Here is a 22897-nt window from a genome sequence, read left to right on the forward strand (position 1 = left end):
CTCAGCCACCCTCCCTTCCGGTCTGCCCGGCGGCGAGCGCCGCAGCCCTATGGATAGCTTTGCGAATGCGCGGATAAGTGCCGCAGCGACAGATGTTGCCGCTCATGGCGGCGTCGATGTCCGCATCCGAAGGCTTGGGATTTTGTTTGAGCAAGGCCGCGGCGGACATGATCTGGCCCGACTGGCAGTAGCCGCACTGAGGCACGTCGATTTCCATCCAGGCCTGCTGCACCGGATGACTGCGATCCGGCGACAGACCCTCGATGGTCGTGATCGCCTTACCGGCCGCGCTTTCCACGGGAGTGACGCAAGCGCGCGTCGGTGTTCCATCGACATGAACGGTGCACGCCCCGCACAGGGACATGCCGCAGCCGAACTTGGTCCCCGTCAGCCCTAACGAATCTCGTAACACCCAAAGAAGCGGCGTATCCCCGGCCACATCCACTTCGCGTGGCTGGCCATTGACCGTGAGCTTAATCATTTAGAAATCCTCACCGGCTTAGAGTTGTGCGCGCCGACTATAGGCTGACGAGAAGAAATTCACACTCCGTAGTCTTGCAGCGCAAAAGCCGCAACTGAACGCCGCGCATGAACGAACAGCAGTTCGACACAGTGTCGTCTGGGCGCGACGTTTCATGTCGGAATGTTTGACACCTTTTAGTCGCCTGTGTAATTAACCGCAGCTCGTTCAACTGAGGAGTGCCGACATGGCGTTGTGGAAAGATCAGTACGGTAGGGAACAGAACACACCCGATCCCGCCCCCGAAAAAACCGTGGCAACAGTTGCCGCTGTCGACACACCTCGCGCCGCCGCGCCTGCTGCGCGTCCGGCCGCCGCGGTCGAGGGCAAGGAATCCGTGCTGGCCGCGGGCCTGACCATCGAAGGCAAGATCGAAGGCTCCGGCAATGTTCGCGTGGCCGGTAACTTCAAGGGCGACGTGCACGTGAACGGCAACCTGACCATCGAGCAGGGCGCCAAGATCACCGGCAGCGTCCGCGCCAACACCGTCATCGTCGGCGGCGAGCTGGAAGGCAACATCGACGCGGCCACCCGCGTGGAGCTGTTGCAGACCGGCGTGCTCAATGGCGACCTCAAGGCCGGCTCGCTCACAGTCGCCGCGGGCTCGCGCATGCGCGGCCGAGCGGAATTCGGGTGGGACGATAAGGGCGGCAAGTAACCCCGATGCCCGTGATCAGTACGGGACGGTCGGCCGCGGCGGGCAAGACGCGCATCTGCCCACACTGCAAGTCGACCATCCTCGAAAGCGCGAGCATTTGCCCAGCCTGTCAGCATCACCTGCGCTTCGATCCCAAGGCCGTCGCCGAACGGCGGGCGCAGGCGACGTTCTCGGCCTTGCGGGTCGAAGGCGCTTTCCGCCATCCGGCGGAAGGCGACGCCTGGGAATACTCGATCGTCATTTCGGTGCGTAACGACCGGGGCGACGAAGTGTCGCGCCAGGTGGTCGGTGTCGGTGCGCTCGGCGCCAATGAAGGGCGCACCGTCACAGTGTCGGTGGATGTATTCAAGCCGCCAGAAAAATAATGCAAGGGAAATAACCCCGGAAATAACGCAAACTGGCGACATGCCACGTTTGTATCTGGTCAGACACGCCAAGCCCGCTGCCTCGTGGGGCGAGGATCCCGATCCGGGCCTCGACCCCACTGGCATGGAACAAGCCCGCGCCACGGCCGAGAGCCTCGCTGGTTCGTTGTCCCGCCTGCCGCTCTACACGAGCCCGATGCGCCGGTGTCGCGAGACTGCCCAACCGCTCGCGCAGATCTGGTTCTGCGACGCTGTACCCATGGCGTCAGTCGCGGAGATTCCTTCTCCGCCCATCGATCTCACCGCACGTCACGACTGGCTCATCGCTTGTATGCGCGGCACGTGGCCGCAGTTGCATGCGAATGCGCCGGCGGGCTCGATCGATTATTTGGAATGGCGTCGCTCGGTCGCAGAGTCGCTGATAGCGATCGATCACGACTGTGTGATCTGCACTCACTTCATCGCCATCAACGTCGCCGTCGGCGCCGCGCAGAAGCGCGAGGAAGTGGTGTGCTTCCGCCCGGATCATGCTTCCGTCACGGTCGTCAGCAACGACAAAGGCGAGCTGCGCCTGATCGAGCTCGGGCGCGAGGCCGATACGCTCGTGCTCGCTCGACAGTAACCCACGAAGCAGTTGCCTGACACTGCGAGACTGCGCGGTATCAGGCAACAGACTCGTGCTCCAGAGCGCTCAATAATTCGGGCTCCAGGCGGAGACCGGAATGTTACCCGGCTCCTATAATCCGCGCCTCAACCATGAGAAGCCCAGGGGGCCGGAGTTCTTGCCATGAGCCTGTCACTGTACGAAGTCACGATTCCCACGTTTCTGCTGTCGCTGCGCAACTTGAAGGCCATCCTCGAAAAGGCCGTCGCGCATGCCGAAGCCCGCAAGTTCGATCCCAACGTGTTCGTCTCGATGCGTCTGTACCCGGACATGCTGCCGTTGAACCGGCAGGTGCAGATCGCCAGCGATGCGGCCAAAGGCGCGGCTGCGCGACTGAGCGGTACGGAGCCGCCGAAGTTCGAAGACACCGAAACCACGATGCCCGAGCTGCTCGCGCGCGTTAACAAGACCATCGATTACCTGCAGAGCTTCAAGCCCGAGCAGTTCGGCGGCGACGACAGCCGCACCGTCACGATCAAGACGCCGCGCGCGACGTTGAATTTTAAAGCGGCGGATTTCGTGCGCCATTGGGCGCTGCCGAATTTCTTCTTCCATGTCACCACCACGTACGCGCTGCTGCGCCATGGCGGCGTGGAGATCGGCAAGACCGATTACCTGGGCCAGGTGCCGCAGGTTTAAGTCGGCTCGATGGGGCCGGCCGCGAGCCGGCCCCGCAACTGCTTCAGTCTTGCTCGCGCTCGATCTTATAGAGCGTAACTGTGCCGCTGACCTCGTTCGCCACCACCAGCAGCGGCGTGCGAGTCGGGCTGTCCTTGGCGTCGATGAACAACAGACCTTCGGGGCCGAGATCTCCGGCCGCCGGCGCCTCCGCGGGATCCACCGAGAAGTCACGGTTGTTCGTGTAGTCGACAAACATCGGGGCCAGCGGATTGGTGATGTCGTAAGTCATCACGCCGCCCATGCGCTCCAGGCCCACGAACGCATAGCGACGATGACCGATCGTTCCAAGCACCAGGCCTTCCGGCTCCGGACCTTTGTTATCGGAGCGGCTGTCGAAATTTCGATCGTCGTTGCTCGCGTTGAAGAACTCCGGGTTGCTCGCCGCGGTCACGCGCTCGAAGTCGCTGCCGCTGTCGAACACTTGAGTGCCGTCAGTCGTCCAGATCGAGAACGAGCGGCCACCCAGTGTGTACAGCGACTCGTACACGCCATCGCCATTTGCATCGCCCAGCGTGCTGGTGACATTCAGGCGGCCGAGGTTGTCGTTCTCCTGCAGCGCCTCCGCGTCGGGGAATGCCGCTGAGTCCAAGGTCAACGAATTCACGCGCTCTTCTTCTTCGAGGCCATCCCAATCGCGCGCGTCACCTTCGTTGGCGGTGACCAGATAGGTCTTTCTGCCCGAGCGGAACGAGGCGATGGCGTCGGGCTGGTACATGCCGAACACGGGCCAGTTGCGAATGTTGATGGCGCCGTCGCGATCGGAGGCATCGAGACCCGGCGCCTTCAACAGGCCCAGCGTCACATTCTCCGGCTGATAGCCGGGCGCGAGCGTGAACTTGCCGGTCGCGTTGTCGATGACGACGCCAGCGACGCCGAAGTCGTTGTCGTTGACCAGCGCGAGCTGACCATTGCCGAGAACCGCCAGGCCCTCGATCTTTTCCACCGAGGCATAGCCCACGGCGGAAAGATCCACATGCAGGGCCTTGGTGACCGGCGCGACACCCACTGCCGCCAGTTCCTCGACGGTCATCTGATCGACACTCTTCTGCACACCGCCGACATTGAACAAGCCGAGCGAGGAAACATCCGTCGCGCCGTCGAGCTTGAAGGAATAGATCTTCTTGGTGATGGTCTCGATCGGATCCTCCGGCAGAGCATCGTCATCACGCTCCACGACTAGGAAACCACCGCCGGGAAGCGCAGCGGCATCGCCGATCTTGTCGGCGCGCGTGTCGTCGGCGCTCACCGACGGCGGATTGTCCATCACATACAGGAACTGGCGAGTCGCGCGCGTTTTCGGATCGTATTCAACGACGCGCACATTCTTCATCGCGTTCAACGCACCATTGCTCAATGTCGCCGGGCTGCGCAGCGGGCTCTGCACGAAGGCATAGACCTTACCGTCTTGAATCACGACAGCTTCGAAGCCGCGATTCTGACGACGCTGCGCGATGACTGCGGGCAAAGCTTCCACGCCGAACACACCTGCCCTGCCCGGCTGCGGCACCGGCTTGCCGGCAGCCGCGTGCGTTCCGATCGGCACGAGACGCTCGATCAATTTGCCATTGCTGGTGAAGTGATAAATCGCCGGACGATATTCGTCGACCATCCAGAACGAGCCGTCTTCGGCGATGGCGATTCCTTCGAGGTCCGCGCCCAGCGGATCGACGGCGATGGGCTTGCCGAACAGGTCGACGCCGACTTCGTCGTTGTACGGTTGATTCGTGTCGTTCGAGACGCCCGTGTTGGGCAGGCCGCTCAGGGGCTTGCCGTTGGCTTGCTTCAAATAAATCTGTTGTTGCAGCTCGAATTCGCCGGTGGCCGGGTCGAGCGTGAAGCGCACGAGGCGCGGCGTGAACTCGGGCAGCAGGAACGGACGATTGATTCCCGTGGGCTCGCCGTTCGGACCGCGATCGGTGTGCGTGATGAACTTCAGCTTGCCGTCGCCGGTCGTGCCTTCGAACGCGAGGCCGGAGAAACCACCGAGAAACATTTTCTGTCCGCCGACGGTGGTGCCGATGGACGGCAGCTTGGTCCACTCGTAAGTGGCCGCGGTGAACGGCTGCTCGCTGTAGTCCTTGTAGCCGAGCGGTAGCAGATTCGTCACCGAGGCGCGCTTCAGGTCGATCTCGGCGATGGCGTTGTTTTCCTGCAGAGTCACATACGCTGTGCGCGAGTCGTCGGCGACTGTGATGTATTCAGGCTCGAAATCCTGAGCCGCGGTCGCGCCGGGCCCGTAGATGCGAATGCCCTGTGCGCGCAGCTTCGCTTCCTGGCCGTTGAATTTCTTGAACGACACGGTGCGAACGTCACGGTCGCTGAGCTGCTTCCACTCTTTCCAGTGGCGCGGCACGGGAACGATGCTCACCGAGCCTTCCGGATCGACGCGCCCATCGCCATAGCCGCTCGGCTCGCCTTCGTTGGCCGTCAGCACGTAACCGCCATCGGGAGTGAAGGTGATCATGTCCGGCAACGCGCCGGCCCGCACGGCTTTGATCAGTTTGCCGCTGGTGTCATAGAAAGCGATGTGGCCGGGGTCCGTTTTCGGATCGCTCTCGATGGCAATGGCCACCACGCCATCACGTACTGCGACGCTGTTCGGCGAGCCGAACTCGGTGGTGTCGATGGTCGAAAGTTTTTTTGGGCGCGACGGATTCCGCACGTCGAGAATGTCGACGGTGTTTGTTTCCGCGTTCACCAGGAACAGGCGCTTGCTCGCCGCGTCGAAGGCGACGATCTCGGCCGAGCCCGCTTCGCCCGCGTCGTAAGTGGCCAGCGGCTTCAGTTTGATGCGGCCCTGATCGTCGTCATGATGCCGGGGCCAGTCCCAATCGCCCCAGTTCCCGTCGTGCCGATCGCCCGCGAAGGCTGGAAAAGCGCAATTGAACAATGCGGCCGCGACGGCCGCGGCCACGCAGGAACGAGACGCAATGGACATGAAAGCTCCGGATCACGGACGAATATTGTTTGGCGCCCTGCCTGAGCCTCGTCCTTGAGGCAGCAATCCGTGCCGGGCTTATACGAGGGCGATTGTTGCCGGGATGTGTGACGTCTTTATGACAGCAATTCACGCCGAGTCGTCTGCATAGGCGTACACTCATCGTGGCCGAAGAGCCGGATTCAGGAATATGAGATCCGATCGAAGCACGAAGATTTCAAGCATTTCACGGACTCGTGAAATTCCAGAACCTGGTGAAGGATCGGCCAGCCTGGCCGCAGCAGGCACGACGATTTCAGACTTTTCTCGAACCCGCGAAGCGGGAGGAATTTTCGAACGTTCGGCCAGTTCGATCCGGGAACAGCTGCTGCAATCTGAGTGGCTGCGCCCCTCGGACGCATATGGTTGGCGCGCCATTCTGCGCAACGTTTTGCCGCTGTTCGCGCTGCTCGGGCTGGCGCCCGCGCTCGCCGGCGTTCATGCTTTCCTGCCTTGGCTGCTGAGTCCCGCGATCGGTTTGTTTCTTTATCGCATCACTATCGTGATGCACGATTGCACCCATCACACCTTGTTTGTCAGCCGCAAGATGAACACACGCGTCGGCGGGCTGCTGGGCGCAGTCAGCGGTGTCGACTTCCACAGCTTTTGCCTGCAGCACTGGAAACATCATCGCTTGTATGGGAGAGCCGGCGACCCGCAGGCATTCCATTACGCCGATCTGGCTCGTATGACCCGCGGCCAATTGCGCAGGCATCTGGCAAAGCCACTGCTCGGCTTGAACCTGCGGAGCGTCGTTGCAGAAAGTCTGCTCGCGCCTCGCAATCTCGCGAGGTCGTTGCGAACAGGAGAGATCGCACTCGTCATTCTGGTGCAGGTCGCGATGCTGACGCTCGTGACCGGGTTGGGTCGCTATCCACTGCTCGCCCTGCTGCCGTTTGCATCGGGCGCGACGTTTGCTTTGTTCTTCAGCCAGCTGCGAGGCATCGCCGAACATGGCGTGCTCGACGGATCCGATCCGTACATCGTGCGATCTCATCAGCCGAGCTGGCTCGACCGCGCTCTACTCTACGACCTGAACTTCAATCACCACGCGGAACATCACGCACATCCCCAGATCCCAAGCTGCCACCTCCCAGCCGTGCAGCGCGCGACCGGAACGCAGCCAGCGCCCAGATCGATGTTCGGCACCCTGCACGCCATGTTCGAGGAGCGCAGGCGCCATGTCTAAGGTCAAGGTGTATTACAACAGCGCCTGCCCCGTCTGCGACGCCGGCATCAAAGGCCAGCGCCAACGCATGGAGTCTTGTGGCGCCGAGGTCGAGTGGATCGATATTCACAAGGACGCAGAAGCGGTTTGCGAGATCGGCGCACAGCGCGAGTTCGTGAGAGAACGCCTGCACGTCGTCGACGAGCGAGGCGATGTCAAAATCGGCGCCGACGCCTTCGAGGTCCTCTTCCGTCACACACCCACGCAGGCCGTACTCGCAAGAATCATCCGACTTCCGATTCTGCGAACTGTCGCGCGATGGCTATACAACGGCTTCGCGGCCTGCCTGTACGCGTGGAATCGCTTCCGCAAACGTTGGTGATCGTGCTAGCCCACCATCGGCGCGAGTGCAGCCTGAACCCGCTGCATTTGCTGGCGCGTCGCCATGCTCGACAGCATCTTGTTGAAATGCGGATGCTGAGCACCGGAGACGATGTATTGCCAGCGATAGGCGCGCTGCATGGTCCGACGGATTTCCTGCTGTTCGGCCGGTGAGAAAGTGCGTTCACACAATCGCATGAAATAACCGGCGTCCGCCGACGACTGCGTGCAGACCACCTCGTCGAGCAGGCGAAGCAGCGCGATGAAATCGTCGACGGCGATGTCGCGCTCGGCGGCCGTGAGGTTGCGATCTTCGCGGCACCATTCGATCTCGTCCATGACCGCATGCTGACATTCTTCCAGCCAGTGAAAGCGGAACACGTCGCGATACAGATCCGACAGCTCGTCGTCGCGCTCCAGGCTTTCGCGATAGTGCGCCTGAGTGAACAGCTCGATGTGACAAGTCAGCGCCAGCACTGCCCAGGTGGATTTGTTCAGCACCTGACGCGCCACTTCGTTGGCGTCGGCGATCAGCGCATAGCCGCCCGGCATGCGGCTCGCCAGCGCGATCTCGATGCGACGGAACAGCTCCTGATGTTTCAGCTCTTCGTCGCTGAACCGCACCAGGCCTTCCAGCGCCACCTGGTCGCCCAATCCCTGCTTGCTGGCCAGCTCCAGAGTCTTGGCGCTGATGAAACGTTCCACCAGCCCGAACAGACAGGCATAGCTGCGCCCTTGCACATGACTCATGGCGCGCTTCTCGTCCACGGACAGGAAGGCCAGGTCGTTGACCTTGGTGAGGCCGTCCGGGAGGAACTTGCGGCGGAAATCGAAGGCCCGGCCACGAAACACGTCGGCGTCGATGTCCCAGCGCACTCGCTTGGACGCCTTGATGCAACGTGCATAACGGGCGCGGTCGGAATTTTCCTGAAACAGTTTTTCGGCGGCGGGCGACACCACCATCGCGGCTGCGGCGCTCATACGTTTCACTCGCGTGGGCTTTTTCAAAGTGCGCGAATGTTGCGGATTTATGGCAAGCCGCGCATGAGGCGAAAGGCTCATTCGAGCGCGTCAACGCCTGGGACAAATGTCCCTGTACTGGACGTGGTCTAAGCGAACTTGCCCGAAAGGATCAGGCGACGCCGCGGTCGCGAGCCACGACGATGGCCCGGGCGCGCGAATCGACGCCCAGCTTCTCGAAGATATTCGTCAGGTGGTTGCGGACCGTCTTTTCGCTGATGAACAGGCGACTGGCGATTTCGCTGTTCGCCGCGCCCTGCGCCACTAGCCGCAGGATCGCGTTTTCGCGCGCCGTGAGCTCCGCCAGATCCACTGGTCCGTCGGCCGTCGCCTTCGAACTGACACCCATGCATTCGTCGAAGGTTTCGCAAAAGCGGGCCCACGCCGGCTCGCTCTCGATGAGAATGTGATTGCGGCTTTCCAACGTCACGAAGCTCGCATTCGGAATCTCCGCGGCGAGCAGCCGGCCTTGCTCGAAAGGAATGCGCGCATCGCCACGGGCATGCACCACGATGGTGGGCACTTTCACCTTCGGCAACAACGCTCGCACGTTGATCTGCCCGAACGCCTCGATGATGCGCGCGGCGATTTCCGGCTGAGTGGTGGTGCGCATGAGGTCCGCGAACCAGCGCACCTGTTCGGTGGTGGCGTCGGGAATGAACAAGGAAGCAAACAACAAGCGAAAGGCCGGATTCTCTTGGCCCCAACCCTGGCGGATCAGCTCGACCAGCGCTTCGCCATGCCGGCGCGAATCCTCGCCACGCTGCGCCCAGCCTTCCGAATAGCAGCCATACAGCACCAGCTGCGTGACGCGCTCCGGATGACGCACGGCATATTCGATACAGGCCGCGCCGCCCTGTGAGATGCCGAGCAACGGGAATTTATCGAGATCGGAAGCCTCGACAATGGCTTCCAGATCGGCGACCTGCGCCGCGTGTGACAAATCGGTCGCATCCCAATCGGACAATCCGCAGCCGCGCGGATCGAAACGAATCAGCTGGCGGCCCGTCGACAGATAACGAAACCAATGGCGCCACACCGGGCTCTGCCAGTCGAACTCCAGGTGCGACAGCCAGTTGGCCGACTTGACCAGCGGCGGCCCGTGTCCCGACGTGGCCACCGCCAGACGCGTGCCGTCCGCGGATTTGATGAAGCGAATCGTTTGTTGCATGGGGGCGCCCAACCCGCCCCCAGAATAACCCGAACGAGGGCGCTCGCGGCTAAACCGCCCTTAAGGCCATGGCCACCGGCAGGCGCGCGGCCCGCATGGCGGGGAACAATCCACCCAGCACACCGATGATGCAGGCCCAGACGATGCCTAGAATCATCAGCTGCGGGCTGACGCTCAGCTCGAACACCATCTGCCCCATGCCGCCGCTCACCGTGCTCACAGTGTTGCCATTGAAGAAGAACCATGCGATCGCCGCGCCGATGGAGCCGCCGATCAACGCCAGCACCAACGCCTCGGCCAGCACTGACATCACCATGGCGGTCGAGCCAAAACCCAAAGCGCGCAATGTCGCGATCTCCTGTAGTCGCGCACTCACAGCGGAGTACATCGTGTTCAGTGCCGCGAACACCGCGCCTACCGCCATGATGCCGCCGACGACATAGGCGACCACGGAAATGATGGTGCTCATGGTTTTGGATTGTTGCCGGTAATACTCGCGCTCGCGTACCACATCGACGCTCAGTCCAGGATTGGCGCTCAAAGAGTCCTTGAAGGATTGAAATGCCGCCGGCGACTCCAGCATCGCAGTCACGCTCTGGAACGCGCCGCGCTGATCGATGGAGATCAACGTCTCCGCATCCGTCATGAGCGAGGACTCGTGCGAATCGCCGCCAGTGTCGAATATTCCGACCACCGTCCAGTTAGCGCCTCGCGAGGTGACGACATCGCCGACCTTCAATCCTTTGAACTGAGCATGGGCCGACTTGCCGACGATGACTTCGGTCACCGCGGGCTGGAACATCCGGCCCTCGACGATCTTGAGCTCCGGACGCACTTCGAGGAGCTTCGGTCCGACGCCGCGCAGGATGACGCTGATCTCGGCATCGTCCTCCTTCTTGCGCAAAGTCAGGATGCGCATGGTCTCGGCCGACAGGATCGGTTCGCCCTGCGCGTCGCGCTTGATGCCCGCGCCATCGACGATCAGTCGCGCCGAGTTGCGGTCCAGCGCGCTCGAGGTTTCGGCGACAGAGCCATTACGCATCACGATGGCGCGATCGTCGCGACCAGTGCTCTCCATGGTGCGAATCAGCCCCGTGGACATAGCCAGCACCGAGACCAATACCGCGACCACGCCGGCAATGCCGATGACCACGACCAGCGACGTGCTCACCCGTTGCGGCAAGCTGCGAAAGTTCATGGCGGTCACGGCGCCGATCTGACGAAGCATTTTCATGATGCGCTCCCGCTCAGCGTCCAGCCAATGCGTCGACGATGTTCAGCTGGCGCGCTCGCCAGGCCGGCGGAAACCCGCTGACGAACGCCACCAGCACGGCAATGCCAGCTCCCATGGCCGCGACGATGCCCGGCATCGAGAAATTGCCGAACAGTTTCTGCAGGGTCGGCGACTCGAATACCAGCGCCGCCAGTGCTATACCGAGCGCGGCGGCGAACAGGCACAACAACAGGGCTTCGGTGAGCACGAGCACCAGCACCTTGGTATCCGAATAACCCAGCGTCTTGAGCACCGCGAGCTCCGACGTCCGCTCGCGCACCGACTGCATCATGGTGTTCGCCGTCAGAAACAGCAGCGTGAACAACACGGCGCCGACGATGGCGTTGGCGATGAAATTGATGTCGCCGAGTTGCTTGAGCGCCATCTGAGTCAAGGCATATTCGGTCTGCGTGCGCGTCTCCACCGACGAGTTGGCGAACATCGCGTCGATTTCGCGCGAGATGCGGTCGCCTTGCTTCGGGTCCTGCACGGACAGGATGTAATAGTGCAGCTCGCCCGTGCCGAACTGACGCGCTTCGTCGAAGTAGCTGTAGTTCATGTAGAACGAGGGGAAGTTCGCACCGTACGCGCTGGCGTCAAAGGTGCCGACGATGTCGAACTCCCAGGTATTGCTGCCGGCCTTGTTGGTCCAGATGGAGGTGCCAATGGGCACGCGATCGCCGACCTTCCAGCCGTACTGCGCCGCCAGCGCCTCGCTGATCAATGCGCCCGTGCGCGTCTTGACCATGGCGTCGACGTATTCCGGACGAATCTTGATTTCCTTGTAGACTTTGAACAGCTCGGCCGCGTCGGTGGCGAACGCCGGAATCGGCTTGCGTGCGTCCTGATAGTAGCCGCCGAAATATGCCCACAACGACACGGCACGCACGCCCGGCACATTCCGAATGCGAGATAGATACGAAATGGGCATGCCGTCGACGATGCCGGTGCGCGCCGTTACATACAGACGATCCACGTCCAGGCTGGCCATGGCCGTGCCAAAGCCCTGGTTGATCCCCTGCAACAGGCCGAACAGCAGGAACGCGATCACGACCGAGATCATCGTGAACACGGTGCGCGTCTTCTTGCGCCACAGGCCGGCCCAGACGAGCCTGAAATATTTCATGCCGCGCGCCTCGAATCGTTGGTGAGCTGGCCCTTGTCGAGATGCAGCTCGCGCGAGGCGTATTCGGCCGCCTTGGGATCGTGCGTCACCATCACGATGGTTTTGTTCTGGCTGCGGTTCAACGCCTGCAGCAGGTTCATGATCTCTTCGGCGTTCTGGCGGTCGAGGTCACCGGTGGGCTCGTCGCAGACCAGCAGTGTCGGATCGGAGACGATGGCGCGCGCGATGGCGACGCGCTGCTGCTGACCGCCGGAGAGCTCGTTCGGCTTGTGGCGGGCGCGGTCGGCGAGACCGACCAGCTCCAACGCGACCTGCACGCGGCGACGGCGCTCAGACTTGGAAAGATTGGTGAGCAGCAGAGGCACTTCGACATTGGCCTCGGCGGTCAGCACCGGCAGCAGGTTATAAAACTGGAAAATGAATCCGATGTGCCGGGCGCGCCAATCCGACAGGTTGCCGCGCGACAGCTGGTCGATGCGATCGCCGGCGACCAGCACTTCGCCGCTGGTGGGCTGATCGAGACCGGCCACGAGATTCAGCAACGTGGTCTTACCGGAGCCGGACGGCCCCATCAGTGCCAGGAATTCGCCGCGCTCGATGCTCAGATCGACGCCGTGGAGCACTTCCACTTTCTGCTTGCCGCGAATATAGCTCTTGGTGACATTGCGCAGGGTCACGAGTGCAGTCATGGCGCTGATCCGTGTCGGCTATTGAAGGCGCGGCAGTGTACCCACTCGATAGCGACGCGTCAGGAGGTTTGCCGGCGAAATACGGCTGAACGCCGGCAATGGCTGGACCGCGCCCCTGTCCCTAGGCTGGCGCCGCCGCCGGCTGCGCCTGCAACTTCTGCTCGCGAATCGGCAGATTCACTATTGCCGCGAGCAACGCCAGCGCGATGTCCGCGTACCACATCCATTGATACGAGTTGGTTTGTGACACCACGATGCCGCCCAGCCAGGCGCCGAGGAAGCCGCCGACCTGATGGGACAACAGCGTGAGGCCAAACAGGGTCGCCAGATAACGCGTGCCGAACAGTTTTCCCACGAGCCCGGCGGTCGGCGGCACGGTCGCCAGCCATGTCACGCCGAGCGCGGCGGCGAACATATAGATGTTGAGCGCCGTCTTGGGCATCACGATGTAGATTGCGATGATGACGGCCCGGCTCGCATACACCCACGCGAGCAGATATTTCATTCGGTAGCGCTGGCCGAGCCAGCCGATACCCAGACTGCCGATCACGTTGAACAGGCCGATCAGGCCCAGCGAGTTGGCCGCCACTTCCGGGGTCAGGCCGCACAGCTGTAGGTCACTGGGCAAATGCGTGACCAGGAACGCGATGTGAAATCCGCACGTGAAAAAGCCGGCGTGCAGGCACAAGTAGCTGGGATTGCGAATCGCGTCCCGTATCTGTTCGCTCAGTGAAATGTGCGCAGTGGCCACTGCCGCTGTCGCGGAGGAAACAGCACTGCGCGCCGAGCGTATCAGCGGCAGCACCAACGGAATCGTCAACAACGCCGCGAACGCCGTAGCAAACATCGCAGTCGCCCAGCCCGCCGCGCCGATGATGAACTGCACGGCCGGTGCAAACACGAACTGACCCATCGAGCCACCGGCGTTGATGATGCCCGACGCCATCGAGCGCTTCTCGGGCGGCAGCCGTTGCGCGGTGATGCCGATCAAGATCGAAAAGCTGCCTGCCGCTGCGCCGGCCGCTCCCAACACACCCATGCTGAGTAACAACCCGGAACTGGAAGTCATGAACGGCGTCAGCACCGAGCCGAGCGCCAGCAACAGCGCGCCCGCGATGATGACTTTGACGGCGCCGTATTTGTCCGCGATGGCGCCGAACACCGGCTGCGCCGCGCCGAACACGAACTGCCCGATAGCGAGCGCGAAGCTGAAAGCGACGATCGATACGCCGGTACTTTGCGTGATGGGCAACAGGAACAAGCCCGACGTTTGCCGCACGCCCATGGTGATGAGCAGGATGGCGGACGCGGCGAGAACCAGTCCAAGCGTGCTGGCGGACGCAGTGGCTTGAGGCGGTGTGGATGTGCTCATAAGGCGCGGCAGTATTGCGCGTTCCTTCGCCGCATCACAGATACAGTTGAATGAGAAGTGGTCATCACTCTGATGACGAAAACTCCGCAATGGCTGCAATCACCTACCTGCTCCCTTATGATCCGCGCCTTTCGTTTAGGACAGCTGATCGATCATGAAGATCTCTTCAATCATCGTGGTGCGCGTCGCGGTGGCGGCGATGTTCATCATCCACGGCGTCGCGCGCGTGTTTTACGAGGCGGTGGGACCGTTCGGACCGTTTCTGGAATCGCGGGGTTTGCCGTTCGGGCTCGCGTGGGCCTGGGCCGTCACCATCATCGAAATCGTCGGCGGCACTCTGATGGCGCTGGGCCGCTACACGTCGGTGCTCGCGGCGTACTTCATCCTCCAGACCGCGCTGGGCATCTGGTGGGTGCACTGGAAGGCGGGCTGGTTCGTCGTCGGTCTCGGCCGCAACGGAATGGAATACAGCGTGCTGATCATCGCCTGCCTGGTGGCGGTGCTGCTCGGGAAAAAATAATCAGACCAGAGATCAAGTCGTTGCGGCGACCACCCTCTTCGCCTGATTGCGCAGCTTCCGGCGCAGCTCGGTGGGTTGCACGATGTCGGCCTCGAACACGAGGTCGAACAGAATCCGCAGCGCCGCTTCTTCCCGCTCGAAGTCCAGCGTCACCGGCTTACGGCCTTTGAAATTTTCGCCGAGCGGTTCGAGCCGCAGGCGAAACCAGTTCCCGAAGCTGTCGAGCAGTTGCTGCTTGCCCTTGGCCGAGATCATCAGCTCCACCGGAAAGCTCACCGGTGGATTCTTTTCGAACTTCTCGCACCAGGTATTCCAGAACTTTTGCAGATCGAAGTCGGGATCGCGCGTGAAATGCGTGCCGGTGGTCTGAAGCGCCAACATCCGTGAGATGCGGAAGACGCGGGTCTCGCGTTTCACACGGCCGATCAGATACCAGGTGTCCACCTTCACGACCAGCGCGTAGGGCTCGACCAGATAGTCCTTCACTTCATTGTTACTGCGTCGGTAGTTGATGTTGACGCATTCGTCCTTCCAGATCGCCCCACGCAGCGTATCCAGGTAAGGATTGGCATCGTACGAGCGGAACCAGGGTTTCGTATCGAACAACAATCGGCCGCGTGCATGCTGGGCACGCAACTGATGCATCGTCGGCACGGCGGCGGCGAGTTTGTCCAACGCAGTTCGCGTCGGCGCCGCGAGATCGCGAACACCGATGCCGGCGGGACTGGCGATCAGAGCCAATGCTTCAGCTTCCCCGGAAGACAGGCCCGTGAGATCGGAGCTGTATCCTTCGACCAGCCGGATGCCGCCGCCCCGTCCCTGCTCGGTGTAAACCGGCACGCCCATGGTGGAGAGCGCGTCGACATCCCGAAAAATCGTCCGGACGGAAACCCCCAGCCGCTGGGCCAGCTCACCTGCGGTGAGCGCCTGCGCCCTTTGCAGGGCCATGAGAATGGCGATGAGTCGTTCGGCGCGCATGTCGGGATTACAACCTCAAACGCTGACATCGTATGTCAACGAAGACGTCATCCAAGACGAAGATCACCGACGGAGCCCCCTCGGGGCGAGGGGGCTCCGCATTAAGGCGAGCTAAAACTCGCCGCGCCGGTGATCTTCAGCGCACGCCCATGAACGCCGCGGTGTAATCCGCCTGGCTGCGACGAATCGCTTCGTACGCTTCTTCGCGGCCGTAGGTGTGCGTGATCTCGACTTTGTGATCGGGCGAACCGGGGGCGTGCTTGTACGTGAGGAAGTAGTGGCGCACGCGCTCGATCACCGCCTTCGGGCACTGCGAAATATCCGTCAGGTGGCCGTACAGCGCGTCGTCACGCATGACCGCGATGATTTTGTCGTCGGCCTCGTTGTCGTCGATCATACGGAGACCGCCGATCGGGATCGCCTGCACCAGCACGTCGCCGTGGCCGATGGATTTTTCGGTGAGCACGCAGATGTCGATCGGATCGCCGTCGCCCTTGATGTCGGTCTTGCCGGTGCGCTCTTCGCAATAGGCGGCGACGCGCTCGGCGCACAGGGTGCGCGGCAGGAAGCCGTACAGCGACGGGCAGATATTCGAGAACCGCTGCGGCCGGTCGACCTTGAGCAGGCCGGTGGCCTTGTCGACTTCATACTTCACCGTGTCGGTGGGCACGATTTCGATATAGGCGGTCACGATGGACGGGGCTTCGGCGCCGAGATCGACGCCATGCCAGGGATGGGCACGAAAGGCAGAAGGAAACATGGTCGACATGGATTACGGTAACGAATGACTATGGGGAGTGAAAAACCGGGGGTTTGAAGCGCCCAAGAGGATCTTGGGCGACAATGAGCGCCCGGCAGTTTACCTGAAGGACGCCCGGCCCGACCGGCGAGCTCATGACAGATCTGAAGCGCCTGATTCGCGATGTGCCCGATTTCCCGCAGCCCGGCATCATTTTTCGGGACATTGCCCCGTTATTGCGCAGCCATTTCGCAGCCACCATCGAGGCCATGAGCAGCCTGCTGAACGCGGCCGAATGGGCCCGGATCGAGGCCGTTGCCGGTATCGAATCGCGCGGTTTCATGCTCGGGGCGGCCCTGGCCCTGCGCCATGGCAAGGGCTTCGTGCCCATCCGCAAAAAGGGCAAGCTGCCGCCGCCCGTGGTCAGCATTCCGTATCAGCTGGAATATGGTGAAGGCGTGCTCGAGATGCAGGAGGGCAGCGGGCGGGTGTTGTTGATCGACGACGTTCTGGCCACCGGCGGCACCCTGCGAGCCGCTGCCGATCTGTGCGGAATCGCCGGTTACCGGGTCGACTGCCTGGCGGTGCTCATCGACCTGAACCTGGTCACGGACTTCCATTGGCAAGGATTGCCGGCCCGCACGGTGCTCCGATACTAGAGCGTTACAACTACTGACAAATCTTCACAGGGGGCCAGAGTGCCCCGTTTCGCGCCCTCGTTGACAATGATGTGCATAGCGTGGATCAAGGATGTCTTGGGGGTTTGCAATGAAAGACGCAATCAAGCGCGCACTGGCGGTGCTGGGCATTTCAGCGGCGTTGAGCGGCGCGGCCTGGGCCATCGAGCCCGGCCAGGTAGTCGACAACTTCCGCTTGCTGGACCAGGCGGGCAAATCGCACGAGCTCTATTACCTCTCGGACATGAAGGCCGTGGTGATCATGGTCCAGGGCAATGGTTGCCCCATCGTGCGCCAGGCGCTGCCCGCCCTTGCCGAAGTGCGCGCGAAGTATCGTGCCCAGGGCGTGGAGTTCCTGCTGCTCAACTCGAATCTGCAGGACACGCGCGAGCTGGTCGCCAAGGAAGCCGCCGATTTCAAAATCGACTTCCCCATCCTGCTCGACGAATCGCAACTCATCGGCGAAGCGCTCGGCGTGGTCCGCACCTCCGAGGTGTTCGTCATCGAGCCCAAGGGCTGGAAGCTCAAGTATCGCGGCCCGATGGATGACCGGCTGTCGTACGAACGGCAGCGGCCCGCCAAACATCACTATCTCACCGACGCGCTTGACGCCGTGCTGGCCGGCAAGCCGGTAAAGACGCCGTATGCCGACGGCGTGGGTTGCCTCGTCAATTTCCCCGAGCGCGATCGCAAGACCTCGCACGCGCAGATCTCATATTCGAACCAGATCGCGCCGCTGCTGAAGGATCGCTGCGTCGTGTGTCATCAAGTCGGCGGCGTCGGTCCGTGGGCCATGACCAGCCACGCCATGGTGAAGGGCTTCGCGCCCATGATTCGCGAAGTCCTGCGCACCCAACGCATGCCGCCATGGCATGCCGATCCTCACTACGGCACGTTCCACAACGCACGCGCGCTCACCAACGACGAACGCAAACTGCTGGTCCATTGGATCGAAGCCGGCGCGCCGCGCGGCACGGGCGACGATCCGTTGCTGGCCATCAAGCCAGACGTGAAGGAATGGAAACACGGCAAGCCCGATCTGATCGTCTCGGTCCCCGCTTTCGACATTCCCGCGACTGGCGTGATCGAGTACCAATATCCGCGCGTAAAGAATCCGCTCGGCCGCGACGTATGGATCACCGCCGTCGAGATTCATCCGGGCGCGAAGCAGGCAATCCATCACATCATCGTCAACGACCCGGTGATCGCGGGTTCCACGGGCGAGCGCAGCGGCGGCAACATCGCCGGTTTCGCGCCGGGCATGGAGCCCATCGTGTTTCCGGAGAACACCGGCGTGCTGTTCCCGAAGGACGCGGATTTCGTGTTCCAGATGCACTACACGCCGAACGGCCAGGCAGTGACGGATCACAGCAAGGTGGGCTTTTATTTTCGCGAAGCCACCGATCCGCCGAAGTATCCGCTGCACCTGACGGCGCTCACCGACTTCAAGTTCGAGATCCCGCCGGGCGCGAAGGAACATACGACCGTCGTGACTCGCCCCATCCAGCGCGACATGCTGATCTACAACATCATGCCGCACTCACATTTGCGCGGCCGCGCCGGCACGATGACCGCCGTGTATCCGGACGGTCGCCAGGAAATTCTGCTCAACGTGCCCAAGTACGATTTCAATTGGCAGACGGTGTACGAATACCGCGAGCCCAGGACCATTTCGGCCGGCTCGAAGCTGATCTGGAGCTTCACCTGGGATAACTCGCCGCAGAATCCCGGCAATCCCGATCCCACCAAGCCGGTGCGCTGGGGCGATCAAACGTTCGAAGAAATGGGCATCGGCTTCGTGCGCTTCCGTTATCTCGACGAAACCACCGACAAGCCGGCGAAGACGGCCAGCACCGCGGGCCATTAAGTTTTCGTCAGACGCGACCAGCAACTCTTACAGGGCGGCTCCCTTTTTTATCGACGGGCCGCCTTTTTCGCGGCGTTTTTCTGAGCGCGAGAGCTGTACAAATACTTACCGCACAGCTGTCGCCAATTGGCGAACGCGTTCATTAAGCCGCCATCCCGGCCATTCAGTTTCGCTATAGTTCGCGTCTGCCGACACTACGGCCGTAGCGAGACTTATAAGGAATCCGTGCTGATGTTGAGAAAGGTGCTGCTAGCGCTAACGCTGGTGCTAGGACCGGCGTCCGCCTTCGCCGCGACGATGTACATCTCCGATGAGCTGACGGTTCCGTTACGCCGCGGCCCCTCGAACGGGCACAAGATCGTCAACGCCGCCCTGCCGAGCGGCCTTGCGTTGGAAGTTCTCGGCGAAGACAAAGGCTCGGGCTTCACTCAAGTCCGCACACCCAACGGCACGGAAGGATGGGTACCAACTCAGTACCTCACCGGTCAACCCGTCGCGAAGGACCGACTGGCCGCGGCCACCAAGCGCGTCGAGACACTCGAAGCTCAGCTCAAATCCGTACGCGACAACTATCAGGATGTCCGTGGCGCGCGCAGCGAGATCGAAGGCCGCGCCAACGATCTCGCCAAGGAAAATCAGAAACTGCAGACCGAGCTCGCGGAGATCCGTCGCGTGTCGGCGACGGCCATCACTCAGTTCGAAGAAAACAAAACACTCAAGGCCGACAATGCCTCGCTGCAGACCCAGGTCACGCAATTGACCGAGGAAGTGCAGGATCTGAAGCGCAATGTGATGTTGCGCTGGCTGTTGTCCGGCGGCGGTCTGGTGTTGCTCGGATTGGTGTTAGGCGCCTGGATCAAGGCGCGGCCCAAGCGCAGCACCTGGGCCTGATCGGATGTATGGGCCCGATGTTTTAAGAGAAGCCTGTGAACGATCGCGGCGTCAGTGTTGAGAGATCGTTGTGCCGTGGCCTGCAGGAGGACACCGATGGCCTAAGCAGCAACGGGCCAACTCGCAAAACGTAATCGCCTCGATCGCTCACAGGCAGGCTCACAGATTGATATGAGACCAGCACGATCACATCGGACCCGGGAGCAGACTCGCAGTTTCGAATGAGCTGCTTGATGGTATAGATCTGGCGGCCCGCCGGAATGAACCCCCTCGATGCTCGAAAAAACATGGTTGCCTGCGAACTAACGGCAACGCATCAGGGGCGGGGCAACATTTCTCGGCTGCCATCGACCCGCGCACGGAACATCTGGCCCTTCTGAATCGACAGCGCTTCCATCACGGGTACGTGTGTCTGCTCATCGCGATGAGGATAAACCTGCACTGCAATCACACGTCCGTCATACAAAGCAGTCACAGTGGGCACGACGGTGTGCCCGACCAGAATGGCTTTGACGCCGAAACGTTCGCGAATCCGATCGATGTCGGCCGAGTCCGCTAGAGGCATGCCCGACTTGCGCGCCGCTTCTTCGAAATAGCCGCGATACCACAGCGGGCCGGTCTGGCCCATCACGAAGGGGCCGTGCTCACCCGGCATCCCTGTCTGGGTCAATGCAGATCGAACGGTCTCATTGACCGACGACAACGTGAGCCCCCGATCGATCAACTCGCGCGACACGCCGCCGTGCAGACAGAGATATTCGCCGAGCCGGAACATCGCCGCCTTGCTTCGCAGCCATTGTCCGAGCAGCGAGTCCTCGATCCATAGCGACGTATAAGTTTCGGCGCCGAGCAACGAAGCGACGCGAGGATATTTGGGATTGAGATAACGAAGGTCGCCGGTGAGCACCATGGATTCGTGATTGCCGATCGCCAGGTGCACGCCGCCGCCGGCGCGCGCCGCTTCCGCTTCGAGCTTGTAGATCAGCCACAGCAACTCGGTGTGATTCGGACCGCGATCGAACACGTCCCCGAGCACGGCGAGATGGCCTTTGCCGAAGGACCAGCGCAGCCGATCGTCGATCACGCCGTGACTCTGCAACAGCTGCGCGGCGATCTCGAATTCGCCATGCGTGTCGGCCATCACGAATAGCGGCGTGCGCGCCGTGACTTTGATTTCATCGGCGGCCGGCTTGGCCGGGCCACGCAACTTCACGTCGAACGCCGGGAAATTCCCAACCGCCGCCACCGTGACCGCATCGCCGACTTTGACCATTCGCTCGCGAACCTGCGCCGACTCGGACTCAATCCAGCGCGCGGTCCAGCCGCCATCGGCGGAACGCGTGACGTACGGACCGTCCTGCAAAGACCGGCTCGATCCTTCGTCGGCCCGGCTCGGACCCACGACAACGAACACGAGCAGCGCCATCGAAACCAACAGCGAGCGCAGGCTCATCCGTGACTGCATTTGAGTGAGATGCGACATGGCTGCGCATCATAGTGCAAAAAATTCAGTTGTGACGGGTGGGCGCGCCCGTGCCGCCCGTCTATAGATATGAGGGGAGGCGTCATGGCGGGCGACATAATCGTGCTGAAGTTTGGCGGCTCGGTGCTGCGCAGCCCGGCCGACGTGCCCACCGCCGTGCACGAGATCTACCGCTGGTATCGCGCCGGCTGGCGTGTTGCTGTGATTGCCGAGCCGCTCGCGATAGGCGAGCACAAACCAGCGGCACTGTTCGACAGCGCTCTGGAGCGCGTCGGAATTCCCGCACGCGTCGTCGACGGCGCATTCGACGGCGAATGGCCGACGGTGCGCGTCGAACGATTGCAAACATTGTTGGAATGCACGCCCGTGCTGGTGTTGGCGGGATTCGGCCACGACAGCGACGGCGGTCTGCCGATATCGGAGCCGGGTGGATCGGATCATTCCGCGGTGTATCTCGCTCACGCCTTGCGCGCACATCGTTGCCGCCTTCTCAAGGATGTCGATGGCGTTTATGAAGCGGATCCCGCCCTGGCGCCCACCTCGTCATTGCAACGATTTTCGGCGTTGGGTTATGCCGATGCATTGGAACTGGCGACGTCATTGATACAACCGAACGCGGTACGCCTGCTCGATCGTTATCGGGCGCGCGCCGAAGTGGCCGCGATCGCTTCGCCCTACGAGTCCGTCATCGGCCGCTTCGGCCGCACGCCAGCGCGGCCCGCGGCGATTGCCCCCACGCGCGTGCTGATTCTCGGTCGAGGAGAAATCGGTCGCGGCATCCACGACCGTGTCGCGGCCATGAACGAGCACTTCACCGTCGTCGGCGCGCTGATCCGCGATCGCTGCAAACATGCAGCGGCGGGCACATCGCTGTTCGATTCGGTGGACGCGGCGAAGAACCTGCAGCCCGACGTGGTCATCGACGCCCTGCCCGGGCTCGAACCGGCCCAATGCCTGGTCAGTCATTTTCTCGAGCGCGGCGTCAGCGTCATTTCCGCGAATGTCCCGCTGATGGCCGAAGTCGGACGTAAGCTCGGCACGCTCGCCGCCCGATGCAACGCTTATTTGAAATACAGCGCCGCGGTCGGCGGCAGCGCGCCCATGCTCGAGACATTGCGTCGTGAACATCATCATCACGATGTCACCGCCATCGCGGCGGTGTTCAGCGGCGCGACCAACCACATTCTGGATCGCTGTGCCAACGGCTCGGCGCTGAACGAGCTGATCCTGAACGCCGCGAACGAAACCAGCCCCGGGCGTCTGCACGAAGAGCTGTCTGGAGCTCATTCCGTGCACAAGCTGCGAGTGCTGGCGCGCCATGCATTCGGTCGCGACCCGGATGCGCTGCGCGTGGCCGCGCTCGATGCTGAATCCTTACAGCGGGCCTGCGAAGCGCTAACCGAGAACTGCACACTCCGCCTGGTGGCGCGCGCGTGGAAAATCAGCCACCGGGTTTTCGGTCAGCTGCAGATGGAAACGCTGGAGAGGCAAGACCCCCTGGCGCAGGGATCACCCGAATGGAACAGGCTGCTCATCACTCGTTCGAACGGACAGGAACTGGTCATTCAGGGACGCGGCGGCGGTCGCTGGCCCGTGACCGAGGCACTGATGGCGGACTTGCTGGACGTGCGCTTTGCGCAGCTGGCCACGGCCGCTTTCGTGCCGAGAATTAGTTAA

Annotated in this window: 22 protein-coding genes; 11 read left to right on the plus strand and 11 right to left on the minus strand. The window is 62.1% G+C overall.

Going from position 1 to position 22897, the window contains the following annotated elements; all coding sequences use genetic code 11:
• Position 1: 1 nt before the first annotated feature.
• On the minus strand, positions 2–481 hold the full coding sequence (locus tag VGD45_RS17510; protein WP_331156624.1) for a (2Fe-2S)-binding protein: 480 nt from the start codon (positions 479–481) through the stop codon (positions 2–4).
• 226 nt (positions 482–707) lie between these two features.
• Between VGD45_RS17510 and VGD45_RS17515 the strand changes: the two genes are divergently transcribed.
• The 4 genes from VGD45_RS17515 (at position 708) to VGD45_RS17530 (ending at position 2846) form a co-directional block, all read left to right on the plus strand.
• Complete coding sequence (locus VGD45_RS17515; protein WP_331156625.1) at positions 708–1178, plus strand: polymer-forming cytoskeletal protein; 471 nt, start codon at positions 708–710, stop codon at positions 1176–1178.
• 14 nt (positions 1179–1192) lie between these two features.
• Complete coding sequence (locus VGD45_RS17520) at positions 1193–1543, plus strand: hypothetical protein (RefSeq protein WP_414717587.1); 351 nt, start codon at positions 1193–1195, stop codon at positions 1541–1543.
• 40 nt (positions 1544–1583) lie between these two features.
• A complete protein-coding gene (locus tag VGD45_RS17525) occupies positions 1584–2165 on the plus strand; it encodes a histidine phosphatase family protein (RefSeq protein ID WP_331156627.1) in 582 nt (193 codons plus the stop codon).
• Positions 2166–2330: 165 nt separating this feature from the next.
• Entirely contained in the window at positions 2331–2846 is a 516-nt protein-coding gene (locus VGD45_RS17530) for a DUF1993 domain-containing protein (protein ID WP_331156628.1), read from the plus strand.
• 43 nt (positions 2847–2889) lie between these two features.
• On the opposite strand, the gene VGD45_RS17535 is transcribed toward VGD45_RS17530, so the two are convergent.
• On the minus strand, positions 2890–5826 hold the full coding sequence (locus VGD45_RS17535) for a choice-of-anchor I family protein (protein ID WP_331156629.1): 2937 nt from the start codon (positions 5824–5826) through the stop codon (positions 2890–2892).
• Between the two features lie 190 nt (positions 5827–6016).
• On the opposite strand from VGD45_RS17535, the gene VGD45_RS17540 reads away from it, so the two are divergent.
• Positions 6017–7054: a fatty acid desaturase gene (locus tag VGD45_RS17540; protein WP_331156630.1), complete on the plus strand. Its 1038-nt coding sequence runs from the start codon at positions 6017–6019 to the stop codon at positions 7052–7054.
• Positions 7047–7415 carry a DUF393 domain-containing protein gene (locus tag VGD45_RS17545; protein WP_331156631.1) on the plus strand — a complete coding sequence of 123 codons (369 nt, stop codon included), beginning with the start codon at positions 7047–7049 and terminating at the stop codon, positions 7413–7415. The genes VGD45_RS17540 and VGD45_RS17545 overlap by 8 nt, the downstream gene beginning before the upstream one ends.
• A 5-nt stretch (positions 7416–7420) precedes the next feature.
• Here VGD45_RS17545 and VGD45_RS17550 read toward each other — a convergent pair whose 3' ends face one another.
• The 6 genes from VGD45_RS17550 to VGD45_RS17575 all read right to left on the minus strand — a co-directional run bounded on the left by VGD45_RS17550 (position 7421) and on the right by VGD45_RS17575 (position 14065).
• Positions 7421–8395 carry a hypothetical protein gene (locus VGD45_RS17550; protein WP_331156632.1) on the minus strand — a complete coding sequence of 325 codons (975 nt, stop codon included), beginning with the start codon at positions 8393–8395 and terminating at the stop codon, positions 7421–7423.
• A gap of 151 nt (positions 8396–8546) precedes the next feature.
• On the minus strand, positions 8547–9605 hold the full coding sequence (locus VGD45_RS17555) for an alpha/beta fold hydrolase (RefSeq protein ID WP_331156633.1): 1059 nt from the start codon (positions 9603–9605) through the stop codon (positions 8547–8549).
• A gap of 49 nt (positions 9606–9654) precedes the next feature.
• Positions 9655–10839 (minus strand): ABC transporter permease, encoded by a 1185-nt coding sequence (locus tag VGD45_RS17560; protein ID WP_331156634.1) that lies wholly within the window; start codon positions 10837–10839, stop codon positions 9655–9657.
• Between the two features lie 13 nt (positions 10840–10852).
• Positions 10853–12004 (minus strand): ABC transporter permease, encoded by a 1152-nt coding sequence (locus tag VGD45_RS17565; RefSeq protein ID WP_331156635.1) that lies wholly within the window; start codon positions 12002–12004, stop codon positions 10853–10855.
• A complete protein-coding gene (locus VGD45_RS17570; RefSeq protein ID WP_331156636.1) occupies positions 12001–12693 on the minus strand; it encodes an ABC transporter ATP-binding protein in 693 nt (230 codons plus the stop codon). Before VGD45_RS17570 ends, VGD45_RS17565 begins: the two co-directional genes overlap by 4 nt.
• 121 nt (positions 12694–12814) lie before the next feature.
• Positions 12815–14065, minus strand: coding sequence for an MFS transporter (locus VGD45_RS17575; RefSeq protein ID WP_331156637.1), 1251 nt, complete (start codon positions 14063–14065; stop codon positions 12815–12817).
• Positions 14066–14219: 154 nt separating this feature from the next.
• On the opposite strand from VGD45_RS17575, the gene VGD45_RS17580 reads away from it, so the two are divergent.
• Positions 14220–14585 (plus strand): DoxX family protein, encoded by a 366-nt coding sequence (locus VGD45_RS17580; protein WP_331156638.1) that lies wholly within the window; start codon positions 14220–14222, stop codon positions 14583–14585.
• Positions 14586–14597: 12 nt separating this feature from the next.
• Here VGD45_RS17580 and VGD45_RS17585 read toward each other — a convergent pair whose 3' ends face one another.
• Both VGD45_RS17585 and VGD45_RS17590 read right to left on the minus strand, forming a co-directional pair.
• Positions 14598–15563, minus strand: coding sequence for a YafY family protein (locus VGD45_RS17585; protein WP_331156639.1), 966 nt, complete (start codon positions 15561–15563; stop codon positions 14598–14600).
• Between the two features lie 136 nt (positions 15564–15699).
• Entirely contained in the window at positions 15700–16332 is a 633-nt protein-coding gene (locus VGD45_RS17590) for an inorganic pyrophosphatase (protein ID WP_331156640.1), read from the minus strand.
• A gap of 125 nt (positions 16333–16457) precedes the next feature.
• Here VGD45_RS17590 and VGD45_RS17595 point away from each other — a divergent pair, with 125 nt between their 5' ends.
• The 3 genes from VGD45_RS17595 (at position 16458) to VGD45_RS17605 (ending at position 19737) form a co-directional block, all read left to right on the plus strand.
• Entirely contained in the window at positions 16458–16961 is a 504-nt protein-coding gene (locus VGD45_RS17595) for an adenine phosphoribosyltransferase (RefSeq protein WP_331156641.1), read from the plus strand.
• 109 nt (positions 16962–17070) lie between these two features.
• Positions 17071–18846, plus strand: coding sequence for a redoxin domain-containing protein (locus VGD45_RS17600; protein ID WP_331156642.1), 1776 nt, complete (start codon positions 17071–17073; stop codon positions 18844–18846).
• Between the two features lie 231 nt (positions 18847–19077).
• Positions 19078–19737: a TIGR04211 family SH3 domain-containing protein gene (locus VGD45_RS17605; RefSeq protein WP_331156700.1), complete on the plus strand. Its 660-nt coding sequence runs from the start codon at positions 19078–19080 to the stop codon at positions 19735–19737.
• Positions 19738–20053: 316 nt separating this feature from the next.
• On the opposite strand, the gene VGD45_RS17610 is transcribed toward VGD45_RS17605, so the two are convergent.
• Positions 20054–21220: a metallophosphoesterase gene (locus VGD45_RS17610; protein ID WP_331156643.1), complete on the minus strand. Its 1167-nt coding sequence runs from the start codon at positions 21218–21220 to the stop codon at positions 20054–20056.
• A gap of 84 nt (positions 21221–21304) precedes the next feature.
• Here VGD45_RS17610 and VGD45_RS17615 point away from each other — a divergent pair, with 84 nt between their 5' ends.
• Positions 21305–22897 (plus strand): hypothetical protein, encoded by a 1593-nt coding sequence (locus VGD45_RS17615; protein WP_331156644.1) that lies wholly within the window; start codon positions 21305–21307, stop codon positions 22895–22897.

This window comes from Steroidobacter sp. (genome assembly GCF_036402275.1).
Classification (GTDB): domain Bacteria; phylum Pseudomonadota; class Gammaproteobacteria; order Steroidobacterales; family Steroidobacteraceae; genus Steroidobacter.